Origin of the sequence: Bartonella queenslandensis (assembly GCF_018155095.1) — a bacterium.
In the GTDB taxonomy this organism is placed as follows: domain Bacteria; phylum Pseudomonadota; class Alphaproteobacteria; order Rhizobiales; family Rhizobiaceae; genus Bartonella; species Bartonella queenslandensis_B.
Window position 1 is genome coordinate 36532 of sequence record NZ_NAAI01000007.1, and the last position, 17287, is coordinate 53818.

Consider the following 17287-nt stretch of genomic DNA (forward strand, 5'->3'; position numbering starts at 1 on the left):
TTTAAAATTTATTATTAGGGAATCTACACTCTTTGAGTGAGAAAATAATATTGTCTATAATTTATTATTAAATAGCATTAGAGTACTGTGAAGAAGGTTTCGTTAAAAAAATAGTGGAGAGGGAGATATTTTAAGTGAAACTAGGTAAGGTTAATGGCTGGAACGAATAAGAATCGTGAAAATTTAACAAACGGTCCCATTATTATTTTAGTTGAACCGCAGCTTCCTGAAAATATTGGTATGGTTGCAAGGGCAATGGCCAATTTTGGGCTTTCTAAGCTTCGATTAGTCAAACCTCGAGAAACATTTCCGAATGAAAAAGCTAGAGCTGCTGCAAGTAAAGCTGATCACGTCATTAACAACGCCGTAATTTTTGATACATTGCGTGATTCAATTGCAGATTTACACTATGTTTTTGCTACAACAGCACGTGAAAGATGTGGATTTAAAACTGTAAAAAGTGCTGTCGAAGCAGCAAATGTACTCCGTCAGCGTGAAAATATCGGACATAAAACAGGTATTGTCTTTGGAAGAGAGAGATGGGGACTAGAAAATGATGAAATCAGCCTTGTTGATGAAATTATCACTTTTCCAGTTAATCCTGCTTTTGCATCACTTAATATCGCACAAGCAGTTCTTTTGATGTCTTATGAATGGATGAAAACAGGTTTAGAGAATGTGAGCGATACGGCATTTCGTGCACCAAAGATGGAGCCTGTAAATAAAACAGCGTTTCATGGTTTTTTATCTCAATTAGAAGAGGCTTTGGATATTCGTGGGTATTTTAGACCCCAAGAACGAAAAGAGGTTATGCTTGCAAATTTACGCTCTGTTTTTACGCGCGCCAACTTTAGTGAATCTGAGGTTCGTTTATTGCGAGGTGTTATATCTTCATTGGATCATTTTTCTCCACAATATCCACGGGGAAGTAGAGCTCCTCAAGAGCGCGATCGTCAAAAAATTAAAAATAAGTGTGAAAACTGATGGATGAAAGACCTGTACTTTTTTTTGATAGTGGTATTGGTGGCTTGACAGTGTTGAGGGAAGCGCGCGTTCTTATCCCTGAAATACAATTTATTTATGTGGCTGATGATGCCGGATTTCCTTATGGAAATTGGGAAGAAAACGCTCTAAAAGAGCACATTTTAAAGATTTTTACAAATCTTTTAACACGCTATAATCCTGCTTTATGTGTGATTGCTTGCAACACTGTTTCTACACTGATGATAGCAGATTTACGAAAAAACTTTCCTCATGTCCCTTTCGTAGGAACCGTTCCTGCAATTAAATCAGCTGCTGAACAAACAAAATCTGGTTTTATTTCCGTATTAGCGACTCCTGGAACAGTTAAGCGTGCCTATACAAATGAATTAATTAACTCTTTTGCTGGACAGTGTCATGTTCAGCTTGTAGGAAGTGAAAAGCTTGCTGGATTTGCTGAAGATTATTTACGGGGAAAATCTATCGATTCAGAAGAGTTAAGAAAAGAAATCCTGCCATGTTTTGTGAAAAAAAATGGTAAATATACTGATGTTATTGTTTTAGCCTGCACGCATTATCCTTTTTTGATTAACTTATTTCGTGAACAAGCTTTATGGTCCGTTGAATGGATTGATCCTGCAAAAGCAATCGCCAAACATATCAGATCATTATTGCCCTTGTCAGAAAAAACATATCAGAAACCCATAAAGAAATATCAAGATTTTGCGTTGCTGACGTCGAAGGATATCACCTCTTCAACGGAGAATTTATTAAAAGGATTTAACTTAAAGCTTATGAAAAGAGTTGACTTTGGAACATGAGATCAATAAAAGTGCTCCAGCTTTTTCTTTCAGGAAAATGGCATTAATTGACGTGTCCCGTGGATAACTTCGCATATTGGTATGTTAAGCTATTCTGTCAGTCTTTTTGTATTTAAAGGCAGAGGAGGGCGCGTTTCCTTGAGGTCTTAAGATCTCGTGTTTTATTTTAAAGGAAATGCGATGAGTAAACGCGAAACAACAAAGTATAAAATTGACCGTCGTATGGGAGAAAATATTTGGGGTCGTCCAAAATCTCCTGTCAATCGTCGTGATTATGGTCCAGGTCAGCATGGACAGCGCCGTAAAGGAAAACTTTCTGACTATGGGGTGCAATTACGCGCTAAACAGAAGTTGAAAGGGTTTTATGGTGATATTTCAGAAAAGCAATTTCATAAAACTTATGTGGAAGCTGCTCGTCGGCGGGGTGATACTGGTGAAAATCTTATCGGTCTGTTAGAATCTCGTTTGGATGCTGTTGTCTATCGTGCAAAATTCGTTCCTACGATTTTTGCTTCTCGCCAATTTATTAATCATGGTCATGTGAATGTAAATGGGCGACGCACAAATATTCAATCGTATCGTTGTAAACCAGGTGATGTTATTGAGGTTCGGGAAAAATCAAAACAACTTGTTTTGGTTTTAGAGTCGGTACAATTAGCAGAACGTGATGTCCCTGATTATATTGAAGTAGATCATAAACAGATGAAAGCGACCTTTACACGTATTCCTGCTTTTGCAGATGTTCCTTATGCTGTGCAAATGGAACCTAATTTGGTCGTTGAATTTTATTCTCGATAATTTTTTATGAAAAAAGTTGTTTCTCTTCTATTATTATAATTTCAAACTGTTATGTTGTTTTTATAATCTTTGAAGTTAACAGATATTTTGTGAATGGTTCTATATTAAGCTTATAACATTAGAATAGTGTAATAAGCTTATATAGTTCTGTTCATTTTTTTAGTATCTGTTTTTATAAATTCAAAAAATATAAATATAAGCTTGCTTTATATTTGTTTTTATCTTTGCAAAATGAGCTATTACTTGTGCAGGATATGGTCTTATGAATGATGTTTTCGTTGAATATCAGGCAATAGAAGAAAACGAAGAGAAAGATGATCTTTTGGCAAGCGAAGCAGATGATTGTCATCCAATATTTAGGTGTGCTCCTACAAGTGTGGAATTTAATAAATTGCGTAAACGCCTTTTGCGTCATATGCGGCAAGCTTTGGATGATTTTTCTATGCTCTCTACTGGAAAAAAATGGCTTGTCGCTGTATCAGGTGGAAAAGACTCTTACGGTTTATTAGCACTTCTTTTAGATTTAAAGTGGCGTGGTCTTTTACCTGTTGAAATTCTTGCTTGTAATCTTGATCAAGGGCAACCAGGATTCCCTAAACATATTCTTCCAGATTTTTTGAGTTCTTATAAAATTCCCTATCGTATTGAATATCAAGATACTTATTCCATTGTTACAGATAAATTGGCAGAGACGCAGACATATTGTTCACTTTGTTCTCGATTACGACGTGGTAATCTCTATCGCATTGCACGTGAGGAGGGCTGTTCAGCATTAATTTTAGGGCATCATCGTGATGATGTGTTGGAAACATTTTTTATGAATTTGTTTCACGGTGGACGATTAGCTGCCATGCCTGGAAAACTTAAAAATGATGAAGGGGATCTTTTTGTATTACGTCCTCTTGTCTATGTTGCTGAAGAAGATATGGAAAAATTTTCTCAAGCAATGCAATTTCCTATTATTCCTTGTAATCTTTGCGGCAGTCAGGATGGTTTACAACGTAATGCAATGAAAGAAATGCTAAAAAATATTGAAAGACAAATGCCAGGACGTAAAGATACAATGATTCGCGCTTTAACGAATGTGCGCCCAAGTCATTTGCTTGATAAAAAATTCTTTGATTTTAAAACGTGTTAATAAAAATGAGATATTTTATTTCAAATTTTCTTATATTACATATCACAAGCGGAGCTCTTGTATGCCATAAAACACAATTAAAAAGTTTTCTTCAAATTACCAATGACCGTTGCAATAGGAATATAATATAATTATCGCTTTTCTCTTTTTTAAGTAAAAATGAAAGATCCTTGTAGATTTTATCTTATCCTATTGTGCCATAAAATATTTCATCATTTAGGGCTCTGTGGATCAAAATGTTATTAAGCGCTTGATAAAAAAATATTTTAGAGTGTACAGAAGACATTGAGAGGGAAGAAATTGTCTGTAAATCACTCATAAAGTGAGTCACATAAGTAATCGCGCTCTACTGTGAACAGCCCTTTTATAAAGCCATCTCCTATGGGAAACTTCCTCATTGGGGATAGGCGGAAGTTAAATTTTTTCAAACTGCTATGCCGTAAAGGTCATAGGCATCCGATTGTTCGATTTTAACGGTGACAAATTCACCGGCACGCAAAGGGCGTCGTGATGATATATGAACAACACCATCTATTTCTGGAGCATCGTATTGACTACGTCCTTTGGCAATTTTTCCTTGGCTTTCATCGATAAGGACTTGAAGTCTTTTTCCAATTTTTTTCTTTAAAAGATGTGTAGAAATTTGTTGTTGTTTTGCCATAAAACGATGCCAGCGGTTTTCTTTCACGTCTTCAGGAATATTTTTTAATCCCAAATCATTTGCAACGGCCCCTTTTACTTCTTCATATTTAAAGCATCCAGCACGTTCAATTTTTGCTTCTTCTAGCCATTCTAGCAGCATATTAAAATCTTCATTCGATTCACCAGGAAAACCAACAATAAATGTTGATCGCAAAGTGAGATCAGGACATATTTTTCGCCACTTTTCAATTCTACGGTTTGTTTTTTCCATAAGAGCAGGACGCTTCATATGACGCAAAACAGTCGGTGATGCATGCTGAAAAGGAATATCCAGATAAGGGAGAATTTTTTTTGCCGCCATAAGTTCGATAACTTCATCTACATGGGGATAAGGGTAAACGTAATGCATACGTACCCAAATGCCCATATCCCCTAGTTCCCGACAAAGATCAAAAAACTTCGTTTTAATTGTGCGATCTTTCCAAGAGTTTTCGAGATATTTAAGATCAATACCATAAGCACTTGTATCTTGTGAAATAACCAAAAGTTCTTTTACACCCGCTTGTACGAGTTTTTCAGCTTCGCGAAGAACATCACTGATGGGGCGTGACGTGAGATCACCACGCAGTGTAGGGATGATACAAAAACTACATCTGTTAGAGCATCCTTCAGAAATCTTCAAGTAAGCATAATGGCGAGGAGTTAAACGAATACCTTGGGGAGGAACTAAATCAAAAAAAGGATTATGAACAGGAGGAATTACTGTATGAACAGCTTCTATAACACTTTCATAAGCTTGTGGTCCTGTAATGGCTAATACATTCGGGTATGCTTGGCGAATAACATCAGGATCAGCACCAAGACATCCTGTTACAATAACTTTTCCATTTTTTTTGAGAGCTTCATCAATATTGGCTAATGATTCTTTTCTGGCAGAGTCAAGAAAACCACAGGTATTCACAATAACGACATCAGCTCCTTGATGTTGACGTGAAATTTCATACCCTTCAGAGCGGAGGCTTGTAATAATTCGCTCAGAATCTACGAGTGCTTTTGGGCATCCGAGAGAGACAAAACTGATACGAGGTGCTACCATGATAATCCTATAATTACTATGAATGATTGAGTTCCGCTTTTAAAGTTCTTTATTTCTTATACATAACAATCTGCTACAGGTTTATTTGATTTTTTTCTACAATATTTTGTGTATGGCTACAATTTTATCTTATTATACTGTCAAATACTGTTATTGAGGGCGATGCTATAAGACGAACTCCTTCAAAGCATTCAAGTCTTTTTTAAAGTACCTAATGAATATCTTTAAGCTTACTTATTCAGCCTTGCTTCAGTGAAAAACATAACAGGGTAGAGAGGAAGGGAAATCCACTCGATAAAGATTTGGTTTTGTTTATAGACCAAATTAGACCCATCCTTTGGCTGTGGGAAGAAAGTCAATTGCGTGTGGTACAATCAAAAGTTACACAACAGTTTTTTAACTGAATTTTATTGGTGTATGTATAGCGTACTATTTTTAATATTTACGAATAAGCCCAGTAAGTTTGCCTTGTATTTCTACACGCTCAGATTTGTATGTACGTACTTCATAGTAAGGATTAGCGGCTTCTAATGCAACAGAAGTTCCTTTGCGTCGATAACGTTTTAACGTTGCCTCTTTTTTATCAATAAATGCGACAATAATTTCACCTGATATTGCTGTATTTTGACGTTTCACAATAATCGTATCTTTATCAAGAATACCAGCCTCAACCATAGAATTATCTTTAACTTCTAATGCGTAGTGCTCACCTGTATTAACCATATCGTTTGGGAGAGAAAGTGAGCTTGTTTGTTGCAGTATAGCAGAGGCGGGAACGCTCGCAGAAATACGTCCCATAATGGGAATAATGATATTTTTTTTTTCTTCTTCTTCAAAGTTTCCAAAATTAGTCAAGTTTTTTGATATTTCCCTTTTATTTTTTTCTATCATACTGGGAGAAATCTTACGTGCTAGAGAAAGGTTAAATGTTATTTTCTCAGGAAGTCGAATCACTTCAACTGCACGAGCGCGATTAAGCAAACGACGTATAAAACCTCGCTGTTCTAAGGCTATAATGAGCTTATGAATGCCAGACTTTGAAGACAGTTCTAAAGCATTTTTCATTTCCTCAAAAGAAGGAGAAACACCTGTTTCTTTTATATGATTGTGAATAAACAAGAGTAGCTCATATTGTTTACATGTCAGCATTCAATGTTCCAATCAAAAGAATAAAAAAAGATTACTGTAAAAAATACGTATATATATAATATTTCTACAATTTTTTTCGTTAAATAAAACTTATTTGCTTTATTTTTGATCTTATAAGGAAGTTAATGAGGCAATATCCTTATTTATAGATATATTTAATATATGATAGATATAAAAATTTACTTTCATAATTTTATCATAATATTGTTTTATATATTATAAAATTACATTAATATTAAATATTATATATATAAAATATTTTATAATTCTGACTGAATTATCCGACCACTAAATTTTATGGTCAGCGTTATCCTTCTGTTTTTTCAATATATCTATGTATTTTATAATTTCTCGTATAAGAAGTTAAATAAAATGCATTCTTTCAATAGCGTAACGAATCACTTTATCTATATTTAGAATCATTTTGCATATTGTTTCTATTTTTTAGTCAAATTATCTACAGTGACAATAATGAACACCATTTATAGTCATGTCTGATATTTTCAATGAGATTAAATTTTTTTGCTTCTTGTTTGCTTTATTCTATAGAATCATCGTGCGTGAATAAAATTCACATCCTCAAGATACCATTGCTACTCATTCGCATATTTGTTTTTTAAAAATATCCCTTGCTTCCATCAAGATCATTTTGTAGATAATTAAAATCTATAGGACAATATTGTCTTTATATTTCAAAAGTTTACACAATCATACTTAATTTACTCAACCCTTATGTTACGATAATTTTTGACTATCGAAAGGAAATACCAGAGGTATTTTGATTTTTTTTGTCGTTTTATTTTTCTCTTTGCGTTGAACAAGAAATTGATTTTTATAATTTTAATATAAAAGGGGCATAAGGAATTTGAAACGAAAAATATTGCAATATTCAGCTTTCTTACTCGAGTAAAAATGATAAATTATTATAAATCAATATTTTATATTATGAGTCTCTATTCATATTTGAAAACTAAAACATAAAGATATAAAAAATAAACCATATCTTCCCGTGATGATCAACAGTCTATGTGAGAAGGAAGAGGAAAGTTTTTTCTTATAATTTTACCACTTCGAGTCTATGAGACATGTTTAGTTAGATTATTTTTTATCGAGATTTCAAAAAAAAGATCAAAAAGTAACTCCACAATGACGAGGAAAGAGGCAAAGACGGAAAATTATTGATAACTAGAAAAAATAATAATATTTTTTTTAAAAGGTGTTGACCAAATGAAAAGTCAACCGTATGTTCCCTTCACTTTCTACAAATTAGATAGTCTGCAAACTAAATAACTTGTGTGAGAGCGCGTAGCTCAGCTGGTAGAGCAACTGACTTTTAATCAGTAGGTCCAGGGTTCGAATCCCTGCGCGCTCACCATCTTTAAATAATGTCAATTAAGCTATGCTAAAATTTGAGAATCTTTGTTACTTTCGTTCTTTTTAGCTTTTTTGGTTACCCCAGTTTTTTTAAATTTTTTTTTATTGATTCTATAGCGCGTCGTTTTTTATCGGCTGTTTTTGTATAGAGTGCTTCTGTCCACCCTAAAAGTACTTTGAGCTTGCGATACAATTACACCTGCATTGATGGTACGTGTGGCTGTTCGCTTTCGCAATTCATGGGCTGTTTTTAATAGCCGCTGCATTACATGAAACAAGTTGATAGAATCATCATACTTATTCACAGCTTATACTATAAGATAATTTTTCATAACATATTGATTTATATATATTTTTATTTCATGACATTTTTATATAGTGCATTTATTTCCTATGACAATTATAAAATGGTTAACAATTTGTTAATTTTTTGATAGAAGAGGTGAGTTCAAGGATGATATATGCGCGAGGGAAATCATTTAATGTAAATTCTCCTATCGCGTACAAAAAGCGTGACATGATTTTTACAGTAGTACTTAACAAAAATAAGTGGACTGAATAGATGCCTTCAAATAGTAAAAAGAAATTTACTTCTATTATCAAACCAACATTTCAATTATTTTCTGTGATCGTCATTTCTCAGTCATTGATATCTTGTTGCGCAAGTGAAACTATGCATTTTTCAATAAAAGATTCTTATCATAATAAACCGGTTAACGTAAATATTTCTGCTTTACCAAAACAAATATCCAATAAGAAAAATCAACTAGCAGAAAAAAAGCGTGGGCGGGCGGTTGTTGGTAAACCTTACCAAATAAAAGGAAAGTGGTATTATCCTGAAAATGATCCAACGTATAAACGTGTTGGCGAAGCATCATGGTACGGTTCAGATTTTCATGGTCGTTTAACAGCAAACGGTGAAATTTATGACATGAATCTTCTGACGGCTGCTCATCCTACAATGCCTTTACCTAGCTATGCTCGTGTTACTAATTTGAAAAATGGATCTTCACTCATTGTTAGAGTGAATGATCGCGGACCTTTTATGAAAGACCGCATCATTGATTTATCAAAGAAAGCGGCAACAATACTTGGTTATGTAGATAAGGGGGTCACAGATGTTAAAGTGGAATATATTGCTGAAGCCCCCATTGGCTATTATGATGATGCATATTTAATGGCTTCTTATACTCCTGGAAATAATGACTCGTATTCATTAGCGTCAGGAAATGTTTCGAAAAAAAGAGAAACTGTTTTGTTCAAGGGGCGCGATACAGGAAACAAAGAGGAATTAGCTAAAGCAGTTTCTGTTTCACAGGAGCAAAGCGATAAAACTATTGCAGTAAAATTACCAGAAATTGGTCCTATCATGGTTGACAAGCCGGTGCCACTCGATCAAGTTGCTTCTATAAATAAGCTAAACAAAAAAACAAAGTTAAATTGGTTGCAGCTGTTTTAAGGAACGATATATTGATTTTTAATCGATATCATTTTCAAATAAAAAATGATGAAAAAGCTTGAGGTCAGTGTTACCATTATTAGTTTAGCACGCCTCTTCGGTGCGTTGCCGGTTTCATTTCTGATTTTATGGCAATGCTTGCTAATTATAAAGCGCGTTTTTTCTGCCATAAAAGTTTTTGCCAAATTGAGGATAAGCGGGTTGTGTGAGGCTGTTTGTGTGATCTCTGAAACATCTATACAATCTCATTGGAAAAGAATATAAATTTCCAAAAAGTAAAAAACATTTCCTTTTGATTTGACTTTGCAACCTTCAAAAGCATAAAAAGTAATATCTTATCAAGAGATTACACATGGCTCATGCTTTTTTATAAATTTCTTAATGGAGTTACACCCTTCACATAAATTAAAAACCTCAAATAAAATACACTTTTGTATTACCAATTCGCACATGCTTATTTTTCGTTTTAAAGAGGCATGTCGGTTCTCAAACTTATTTTATTAACAGGTTTGTGAATATTATAACTGTTAAGGCCATTAGGCATTACATTTTTTACAGGTATGAAGATATAAACCGATACCATCATAAATTTGTGCAAAGCTCTTATGTTTTTGCAATAATCCTTTAGCCTTAAGAGATTTATAAAAAGTATTTTTACTTTCTCTTTAATAATCTTAGCCTCTATACTAACTTTTCTTATGAAGGCTAAAAAAGCGATTTTAATTGTTTCAAAGAGGTGGGATAAGATGAGAGTCTCGCAGTTTTTTTGTCAACTTAAAGTTAAAGAAGTGATGATTTATATAAAATAAATCAATGTACTCAAAATAAAAAAGATAAAAAATGTATCATTTTATTTTTGCTCATGCTGAATGAAAATAAAACCTGTTCTTGGGTTGTCAATAATTCCTCAATTTACGGAAATAAGAAAGTTTTTCCCTATATAATGATTCTTTATGCTGATCTTTGAATGGGAGGAGCGGCTATGGGGACAGTATTAAGAATTTTATTGAGCTTATGGGGGATATTGGCATTTAACACGTGGGGAAGAGCGCAAGATTTTCAAATTTCTGCTTCACAAGTATTGTTACTCGATGATAATACAGAGACAATACTTTATGAAAAACAAGGGAATACTCCTTTTTTTCCTGCTTCATTAGCAAAAATGATGACGGCGGAAGTCGTATTTCATCAATTAAAAGAAGGATTGTTAAAAAATACCCAAAAATTCAAGGTCAGTGAAAATGCTTGGCGCAAGGGTGGGGCACCTTCCGGTACAACCACTATGTTTGCAAAAATAAAGACAGAAATCAGTGTTTCTGATCTTTTGCGTGGTTTAATTATTGTCAATGGAAATGATGCTGCTATTATTCTGGCTGAAGGAATATCAGGAGATGAGACTCATTTTGCACAGCTGATGAATCAGCGCGCTAAAATAATTGGATTATCTCAGAGCCATTTTGTTAATGCAACAGGGCTTCCCGAAGAGGGACAATTTGTAACAGTGCGCGATATGATTATATTGGCACGTCATATTGTTCAAGAATATCCAGATTATTATGCACTTTATCGTGAGCCTCATTTTACGTGGAACAATATTTTTCAACGGAATAAAAACCCTCTTATTTCTAAGGAAATTGGTGTAGAAGGATTTGGTTTTGGCTACAGCGAAAAAGAAGGATTTTCAATGGTTGCCACCATTTATAAAAATCATCGACGTCTTTTTTTAGCAATCAGTGGTTTGCAAGATGGTAAAAAACATACAACGGAAATAGAACGCATTCTTCAATGGGGAATGACGGCTTTTGATCTCAAAACGATCTTCACAAAAGGAGAAACGGTTGGGCATGCTTCTGTTTATGGAGGCAAGAAAAATTTTGTCCCACTTATTATCCAAAAACCGATAAGTTTTATGCTTTCAAATGAAAAAGACGTCAATGTTAAAGCAAAAATTAAATATCATGGTCCATTGAAAGCTCCTATTGTTTCAGGGCAACCCGTTGGCGTTATTCAAATTTTAGAAGATAAAAAGGTTCTTGTGGAAAAACCAGTTTTTGCCGGAATGAATGTTCAGAAAGGAAGTTTCTTTACAAAAGTAAAAGATGCATTTTATGAAATAACGATTGGATGGTTACGGAAATATTTGTAGTTACACGCTAATAAGATTAAGGTTCATACGTGTCAGGTTATTTTATTACATTCGAAGGAGGGGACGGGGTAGGAAAGACAGTGCAGATTTCTTTACTTGCTGAATATCTCTCTCACCAAGGTTATGATGTTGTTACAACACGAGAACCAGGAGGAACGGCAGGGGCGGAAGCAATCCGGCATATTCTGTTATCAGGGAAGGTACAACAATATGGACCGTTGATCGAAGCTGTGTTGTTTACAGCGGCACGTACCGATCATGTTGCCGAGATCATTGCACCTTCTTTGCAAAAAGGTAAAATCGTCTTATGCGACCGCTTTATTGATTCTACACGCGTTTATCAAGGACTTAATGAAACAATCCATTCTTCTCTTCTTTCTGTTTTAGAGTGTATTGCGCTTAATGGTATTATGCCTCATTTAACATTTTTATTAGATATGCCAGCAGCGTGTAGTATAAAGCGCGCAAATTTGCGAAGAAAAAAAAACGAAGAAATTGATTATTTTGAAAAAGATCAGTTGGAAATTCAAGAACAAAGGCGTCAAGCTTTTCTGCGATTGGCCAGACAGGAACCCCATAGATTTCGAATCATTGATGCGACTGGCTCAGTAGAGACCGTTGCATATCAAATAAAAAATATTTGTCATCAGGTATTATTGGATAATCTTTCATGAGTAATGTAAATACCTTACGACAATATGATGATATTGATACAATTTTATCTCCGTCCCAGAATAATGTTATCTTTGGTCATGAAGATGTTCGTCATTTTTTGACACAAATGCTTAAAGAAGAGCGTTTGCATCATGCATTATTATTTGAAGGAGAATATGGAATTGGAAAGGCTACATTAGCGTTTCACCTTGCTTGGAATATTTTAAGTTCTCAAAAAGGGACTTTCCTGAAACCAGATTCTCATTCCGTCATATGGCGCCAAATTACACAAGGCAGTCACCCTGGCCTTTTGTATATTTCACGTCGATTTGATGTAAAAACACAAAAGTTTAAAACAGGAATACTCATTGATGACATCCGTGATGTTATGCATTTTTTAAGCCGAACATCGCAAGATAATGGATGGCGTATTGTTATTATTGACTCTGCAGATGATATGAATAGAAATGCTGCCAATGCAATTCTTAAAATACTTGAAGCCCCCCCTGCAAAAGTGCTCTTTATTATTATCGCGCATTCTTCAGGAAAATTGCTTCCAACAATCCATTCACGGTGTCAAAAAATTTCCTTTCGCCCGTTAAATCATGATGAAATGAAAAAAGTCATTACACATATTTTTGCCAATCAGGATGTACCTGACGAGAAAACAATTGAAATGATTATTGCAAAATCCAAAGGAAGTCCTCGAAAAGCTGCTCTACTTATTTGTCATGGTGGTCTTGAAATTATTAAAACGATTGATGCGCTCTTAGAGCAACCTATTTGTAACCAAATGATTGTACACACGCTTGCACAAACATTTTCATCTGGTTCTTCCGCATTTCAATTTCAACAATTTTGTGATGAAATTCTTGATAAAATTCAACAAAAAGCTATTATGCTCATTGAAAAAGGAAATTTATTCCTCTCAAAAAAATATGCGCAAAAATGGCAGGAGATTCATCGAGAAATAGAGGAAGTACAACTGTTTAATCTCGATAAAAAGCAGTTTGTTATTAACTTACTTTTTAGAGTTCATAAGATCATTCATGAGGATTAGTTTTTTCGTGACAATGTGATGAACAGACGTTATGTCATTGTATCTTTTATTTATAGCGTTTTACAATGAGTATGACATGCGTGATACATATTACATAACAACTCCTATTTTTTATCCTAATGGTCATCCGCATATTGGACATGCCTATAGCGCCATTGCAAGCGATGTCTTAGCCCGCTTTCAACGATTAAACGGAAAAAATGTATTTTTTCTTTCTGGTACAGATGAGCATGGTCTAAAGATGCAACAAACCGCAGCAGCATTGGGCATGACACCTCAGGAACTTGCTGATCGTAATAGTGCTGTGTTTCAAAAAATGCTTGCGGTATTAAATTGTTCTAACGATGATTTCATTCGTACGACAGAAGAGCGCCATTATCAAGCTTGTCAAGAAATTTGGAAAAAGATGGAAGAAAATGGCGATATCTATCTCGGTCGTTATAAGGGGTGGTATTCGGTTCGCCAAGAAGCCTATTATGAAGAAAAAGATACGGAAGTTGGACCAGATAATATCCGTCGTGAGAAGGAATTAGGTTCTCCCGTTGAATGGAATGAAGAAGAAAGCTATTTTTTTAGACTTTCTCGTTATGAAAAGGCTCTTCTTGAATATTATGAAAAACATCCTGATTTTATTGCTCCCCTTGAGCGACGTAATGAAATTATAAGTTTTATCAAATCAGGTTTGAAAGATATTTCTATTTCACGCACAAGTTTTAATTGGGGAGTTGCTGTTCCTGAGAATCCCAAACACGTGATGTATGTCTGGGTTGATGCGCTTACAAATTATCTATCAGCAATTGATTTTTTTAATGAAAATTCAAAAAAACGTGATTTTTGGCCCGCAAATACACATATTATTGGTAAAGATATTATTCGTTTTCATGCCGTCTATTGGCCAGCATTTTTAATGTCGGCAGGAATTGAACTGCCTAAAAATATTTTTGCCCATGGTTTTTTACTTAATCGTGGTGCCAAAATGTCAAAATCTGTTGGAAATGTCGTTGATCCTTTTGAAATGATTGATCATTATGGTCTTGATCAGGTTCGTTATTTTCTTCTCCGTGAAGTACCCTTTGGACAAGATGGTAGTTATAACCATGAAAGCCTTGTGAACCGTATTAATGCCGATCTTGCTAATGATCTTGGTAATTTAGCACAGCGTTCTTTATCTATGATTGCCAAAAATTGTGATGCAAAGGTTCCTAAACCCGCCGCATTTTTAATTCAAGATGAGCAGCTTTTAGAACAATCTCTTCAAGTACTTGAAACTGTAAACCAAGCGATGTCTTCTCATAGTATGCACTTGGCCCTTTCAGCTATTTTTTCAATTGTAGCAGATGCCAATCGCTATTTTGCCAACGAACAACCTTGGAGTTTACGAAAAAATGATCGAGATCGATTTTCTACAGTTCTTTATATAACTGTAGAAATCTTGCGACGAATAGGAATTATGCTTTTGCCTTTCATCCCTCAATCAGCTGCAAAACTTCTTGATAGTCTCGCGGTTGCTGAAGATGATCGGTTGCTGTATCATATAAGTCATGTAAAAATTCAAGAAGGACTTGATCTTCCACCACCAGAACCGATTTTTCCTCGTTATGTTTTGAAGAAAGAAGATTCTCATCATGCTCATTGATACACATTGTCATCTTGATTTTGAAGATTTCTCACAAGATTTGGATAATGTTATCCAACGGGCTTTAGATGCTGATGTTAAACGTATGATAACAATTTCAACCCATGTTCATAAGTTAGATAAGTTGTTAGCCATTGCGCAAAGCTATGATCAAGTCTTTTGTTCCGTTGGAACACATCCCAATCATGCGCATGAAGAACAAAATATTACAGCCAAAGAGCTTATACAGCTCTCGAAGCATCCTAAAATTGTTGCATTTGGGGAAGGGGGGCTTGATTATCATTATGATTATTCTACACCAGAAGAGCAAAAGAAAGTTTTTCAAGAACATATCATTGCTTCTCGAGAAACCCAGATTCCGCTTGTTATACATTCACGCAATGCAGATATCGATATGGAAAAAATCTTACGCGAACAGATAAAAGAAGGTTCTTTCCCTTTTATTCTTCATTGTTATTCGTCTGGAATGCAGCTTGCTCGGGCTGGTATTGAACTTGGTGGTTATATTTCTTTTTCAGGTATTCTTACTTTTAAAAATGCATCTGAAATTCGTGAAATAGCAAAAATTGTGCCTCGTGAATATTTACTGGTGGAGACAGATGCACCATTTTTAGCTCCTAGTCCTCATCGAGGAAAAACCAATGAACCATCGTTTGTACGCTATACAGCAGCTGTTTTGGCTGAAACAATTGGCTTAAGCATTGAAGAAACAGCTCAAATAACAACACGGAATGCTTTTCGTTTATTTAGCAAAATGAAATAAGGTAAAAGCGATGTGTGATCAGTACCGATTTACAATATTAGGCTGTGGTTCCTCTCCAGGAGTTCCACGACCGAATGGTGATTGGGGAGCATGTGATCCGAATAATCCTAAAAACAAACGCTACAGAAGTTCTTTATTGGTTGAACGCATTAAACCATCAGGAAAAAAAACAACGGTTGTTATTGATACGGGGCCAGATTTTCGCTCACAAATGATCGATACGCGTGTAGGCCATCTTGATGCTGCTCTTTATACGCATTTTCATGCAGATCATATCCACGGCATTGATGATTTACGCAGCTATGCACTTGCACAAAAATGTTTAATTGATATCTATGCAGACAAGTTTACATTAAAACATCTCAAAAATGCTTTCGGATATTGTTTTCAAACACCAAAAGATTCATCTTATTCACCTATCTTAAAAGAGCATCTTATCGATGAAGACAGCCAATTTATGATTCAAGGGCAGGGTGGAGCAATAAGCATTAATACCCATTTACAATACCACGGAAACATTCATTCCTTAGGTTTTCGTATTGGGAATGTTGCCTATTGTACAGATGTTAGTGAATTTCCTGAAAAAACATTATCCAAATTAATGAATTTGGATATTCTTATCATTGAAGCCCTTCAATTTAAATCTCACCCGAGCCATTTTTCTGTTGATCAAGCATTACAATGGATAGAATATTTGAAGCCAAAACAAGCCATCCTCACACATATGGATAAATCGCTAGATTACAATGAGGTTGTCAATTATGTTCCACCAAATGTTCAGCCGGCATATCAAGGACTCATTTTTGAAACAGATGCATAAGCTTATTATAACGTCATATTTCACATTCAATAAAAACACTTTTTTAAAATTATCCTTTATTATGTTTTATTTTTGTCGTAATGAGTACTTTTTTATGTCAAAAATGAGGATTTTATGTATAAGAATTTTAAGCGGGGTGTATGTATTGTGGCTTTAGCAGTTTCCTTGACAGCATGTGGGGGACGTTTAGAAAAAAATATTGCAACGACAACATTACATGATGGAGCAATGAGTTGCGCCGATATTCAACGGGAGTTTTTTGCTAATAAACGTCAGATTAACGATACAATTGTAGAGCGTTCTAAAGCAAGAAATAAAAACGTGGCTTTAGCAGCAGCAAGTGTTGTATTTGTACCTGCTTTGTTTTTTATAGATGCAAAATCAAGCGAAAGTAATGAAATCTCAGCTTTAAATAATCGTAATGCTGTTTTGAGTGATCTTGCGCATATGAAGCGTTGTAAAATAGCACAATAATTTTTCTTATTTATACTACATCATTTCATGATAAATATTTTGGTCTTTAAGGAGAATGTACTTTAAAGACCAAAAAGAAGCATGTGCTCTAATTTTAATCATTAATTTGATGCATATTTCAAAGTAGAGTTCGTTTTGTCTCTAGTTAGGAGAGCAATTTAATTCTTTACATCACATTATCGCATAATATATATTATGGAACTTTTTTTGAAAAGTACATTTTATAGCAACTTTAAAAAATGAATAACCATTCCTATGAATATTTTCCACAAACCA

14 protein-coding genes, 1 tRNA gene and 1 pseudogene are annotated in these 17287 nt (G+C 34.6%); 13 read left to right on the plus strand and 3 right to left on the minus strand.

The genetic code is table 11. From position 1 onward, the window contains the following. Positions 1-153: 153 nt before the first annotated feature. From B5V81_RS05985 to ttcA, 4 genes are all read left to right on the plus strand, one after another. Positions 154-984, plus strand: coding sequence for an RNA methyltransferase (locus tag B5V81_RS05985; RefSeq protein WP_212112655.1), 831 nt, complete (start codon positions 154-156; stop codon positions 982-984). After that, positions 984-1802 (plus strand): glutamate racemase, encoded by an 819-nt coding sequence (murI, locus tag B5V81_RS05990; RefSeq protein WP_212112656.1) that lies wholly within the window; start codon positions 984-986, stop codon positions 1800-1802. The genes B5V81_RS05985 and murI overlap by 1 nt, the downstream gene beginning before the upstream one ends. Positions 1803-1982: 180 nt before the next feature. After that, a complete protein-coding gene (gene rpsD, locus B5V81_RS05995) occupies positions 1983-2600 on the plus strand; it encodes a 30S ribosomal protein S4 (RefSeq protein ID WP_212112657.1) in 618 nt (205 codons plus the stop codon). 262 nt (positions 2601-2862) lie between these two features. Next, positions 2863-3738 carry a tRNA 2-thiocytidine(32) synthetase TtcA gene (ttcA, locus tag B5V81_RS06000; protein ID WP_212112658.1) on the plus strand — a complete coding sequence of 292 codons (876 nt, stop codon included), beginning with the start codon at positions 2863-2865 and terminating at the stop codon, positions 3736-3738. A gap of 424 nt (positions 3739-4162) precedes the next feature. Here ttcA and rimO read toward each other — a convergent pair whose 3' ends face one another. Both rimO and lexA read right to left on the minus strand, forming a co-directional pair. Further along, on the minus strand, positions 4163-5476 hold the full coding sequence (rimO, locus tag B5V81_RS06005) for a 30S ribosomal protein S12 methylthiotransferase RimO (protein WP_212112659.1): 1314 nt from the start codon (positions 5474-5476) through the stop codon (positions 4163-4165). A gap of 435 nt (positions 5477-5911) precedes the next feature. Next, positions 5912-6625 carry a transcriptional repressor LexA gene (gene lexA, locus B5V81_RS06010; protein ID WP_212112660.1) on the minus strand — a complete coding sequence of 238 codons (714 nt, stop codon included), beginning with the start codon at positions 6623-6625 and terminating at the stop codon, positions 5912-5914. A gap of 1299 nt (positions 6626-7924) precedes the next feature. Between lexA and B5V81_RS06015 the strand changes: the two genes are divergently transcribed. Then, a tRNA-Lys gene (locus B5V81_RS06015) sits at positions 7925-8000 on the plus strand. A 75-nt stretch (positions 8001-8075) separates the two neighbouring features. Here B5V81_RS06015 and B5V81_RS08895 read toward each other — a convergent pair. Next, a pseudogene (locus B5V81_RS08895) lies at positions 8076-8272 on the minus strand (tyrosine-type recombinase/integrase); the annotation flags it as partial. A 289-nt stretch (positions 8273-8561) separates the two neighbouring features. Here B5V81_RS08895 and B5V81_RS06020 point away from each other — a divergent pair. The 8 genes from B5V81_RS06020 (at position 8562) to B5V81_RS06055 (ending at position 17011) form a co-directional block, all read left to right on the plus strand. After that, positions 8562-9458 (plus strand): septal ring lytic transglycosylase RlpA family protein, encoded by an 897-nt coding sequence (locus tag B5V81_RS06020; protein WP_212112661.1) that lies wholly within the window; start codon positions 8562-8564, stop codon positions 9456-9458. 982 nt (positions 9459-10440) lie between these two features. Next, positions 10441-11604, plus strand: a complete 1164-nt coding sequence (locus B5V81_RS06025) for a D-alanyl-D-alanine carboxypeptidase family protein (RefSeq protein ID WP_212112662.1) — start codon at positions 10441-10443, stop codon at positions 11602-11604. 29 nt (positions 11605-11633) lie between these two features. Continuing rightward, positions 11634-12278, plus strand: coding sequence for a dTMP kinase (tmk, locus tag B5V81_RS06030; RefSeq protein WP_212112663.1), 645 nt, complete (start codon positions 11634-11636; stop codon positions 12276-12278). Then, positions 12275-13318: a DNA polymerase III subunit delta' gene (locus B5V81_RS06035; RefSeq protein WP_212112664.1), complete on the plus strand. Its 1044-nt coding sequence runs from the start codon at positions 12275-12277 to the stop codon at positions 13316-13318. Before tmk ends, B5V81_RS06035 begins: the two co-directional genes overlap by 4 nt. Positions 13319-13394: 76 nt before the next feature. Then, positions 13395-14954, plus strand: coding sequence for a methionine--tRNA ligase (metG, locus tag B5V81_RS06040; protein WP_212112665.1), 1560 nt, complete (start codon positions 13395-13397; stop codon positions 14952-14954). Continuing rightward, positions 14944-15717 (plus strand): TatD family hydrolase, encoded by a 774-nt coding sequence (locus B5V81_RS06045; protein WP_212112666.1) that lies wholly within the window; start codon positions 14944-14946, stop codon positions 15715-15717. Before metG ends, B5V81_RS06045 begins: the two co-directional genes overlap by 11 nt. A gap of 10 nt (positions 15718-15727) precedes the next feature. Continuing rightward, positions 15728-16537: an MBL fold metallo-hydrolase gene (locus B5V81_RS06050; protein WP_212112667.1), complete on the plus strand. Its 810-nt coding sequence runs from the start codon at positions 15728-15730 to the stop codon at positions 16535-16537. A gap of 114 nt (positions 16538-16651) precedes the next feature. Further along, a complete protein-coding gene (locus B5V81_RS06055) occupies positions 16652-17011 on the plus strand; it encodes a hypothetical protein (RefSeq protein WP_212112668.1) in 360 nt (119 codons plus the stop codon). Positions 17012-17287: the final 276 nt, after the last annotated feature.

What these genes read in the sequence shown, in the direction of transcription:
- B5V81_RS06045 (WP_212112666.1), top strand. Translation starts at nt 14,944, where the DNA reads ATGCTCATTGATACACATTGTCATCTTGATTTTGAAGATTTCTCACAA.
- lexA (WP_212112660.1), bottom strand. Translation starts at nt 6,625, where the DNA reads ATGCTGACATGTAAACAATATGAGCTACTCTTGTTTATTCACAATCAT.
- ttcA (WP_212112658.1), top strand. Translation starts at nt 2,863, where the DNA reads ATGAATGATGTTTTCGTTGAATATCAGGCAATAGAAGAAAACGAAGAG.
- rpsD (WP_212112657.1), top strand. Translation starts at nt 1,983, where the DNA reads ATGAGTAAACGCGAAACAACAAAGTATAAAATTGACCGTCGTATGGGA.
- murI (WP_212112656.1), top strand. Translation starts at nt 984, where the DNA reads ATGGATGAAAGACCTGTACTTTTTTTTGATAGTGGTATTGGTGGCTTG.
- B5V81_RS06025 (WP_212112662.1), top strand. Translation starts at nt 10,441, where the DNA reads ATGGGGACAGTATTAAGAATTTTATTGAGCTTATGGGGGATATTGGCA.
- B5V81_RS06020 (WP_212112661.1), top strand. Translation starts at nt 8,562, where the DNA reads ATGCCTTCAAATAGTAAAAAGAAATTTACTTCTATTATCAAACCAACA.
- B5V81_RS06050 (WP_212112667.1), top strand. Translation starts at nt 15,728, where the DNA reads ATGTGTGATCAGTACCGATTTACAATATTAGGCTGTGGTTCCTCTCCA.
- B5V81_RS06055 (WP_212112668.1), top strand. Translation starts at nt 16,652, where the DNA reads ATGTATAAGAATTTTAAGCGGGGTGTATGTATTGTGGCTTTAGCAGTT.
- metG (WP_212112665.1), top strand. Translation starts at nt 13,395, where the DNA reads ATGCGTGATACATATTACATAACAACTCCTATTTTTTATCCTAATGGT.
- B5V81_RS05985 (WP_212112655.1), top strand. Translation starts at nt 154, where the DNA reads ATGGCTGGAACGAATAAGAATCGTGAAAATTTAACAAACGGTCCCATT.
- rimO (WP_212112659.1), bottom strand. Translation starts at nt 5,476, where the DNA reads ATGGTAGCACCTCGTATCAGTTTTGTCTCTCTCGGATGCCCAAAAGCA.
- B5V81_RS06035 (WP_212112664.1), top strand. Translation starts at nt 12,275, where the DNA reads ATGAGTAATGTAAATACCTTACGACAATATGATGATATTGATACAATT.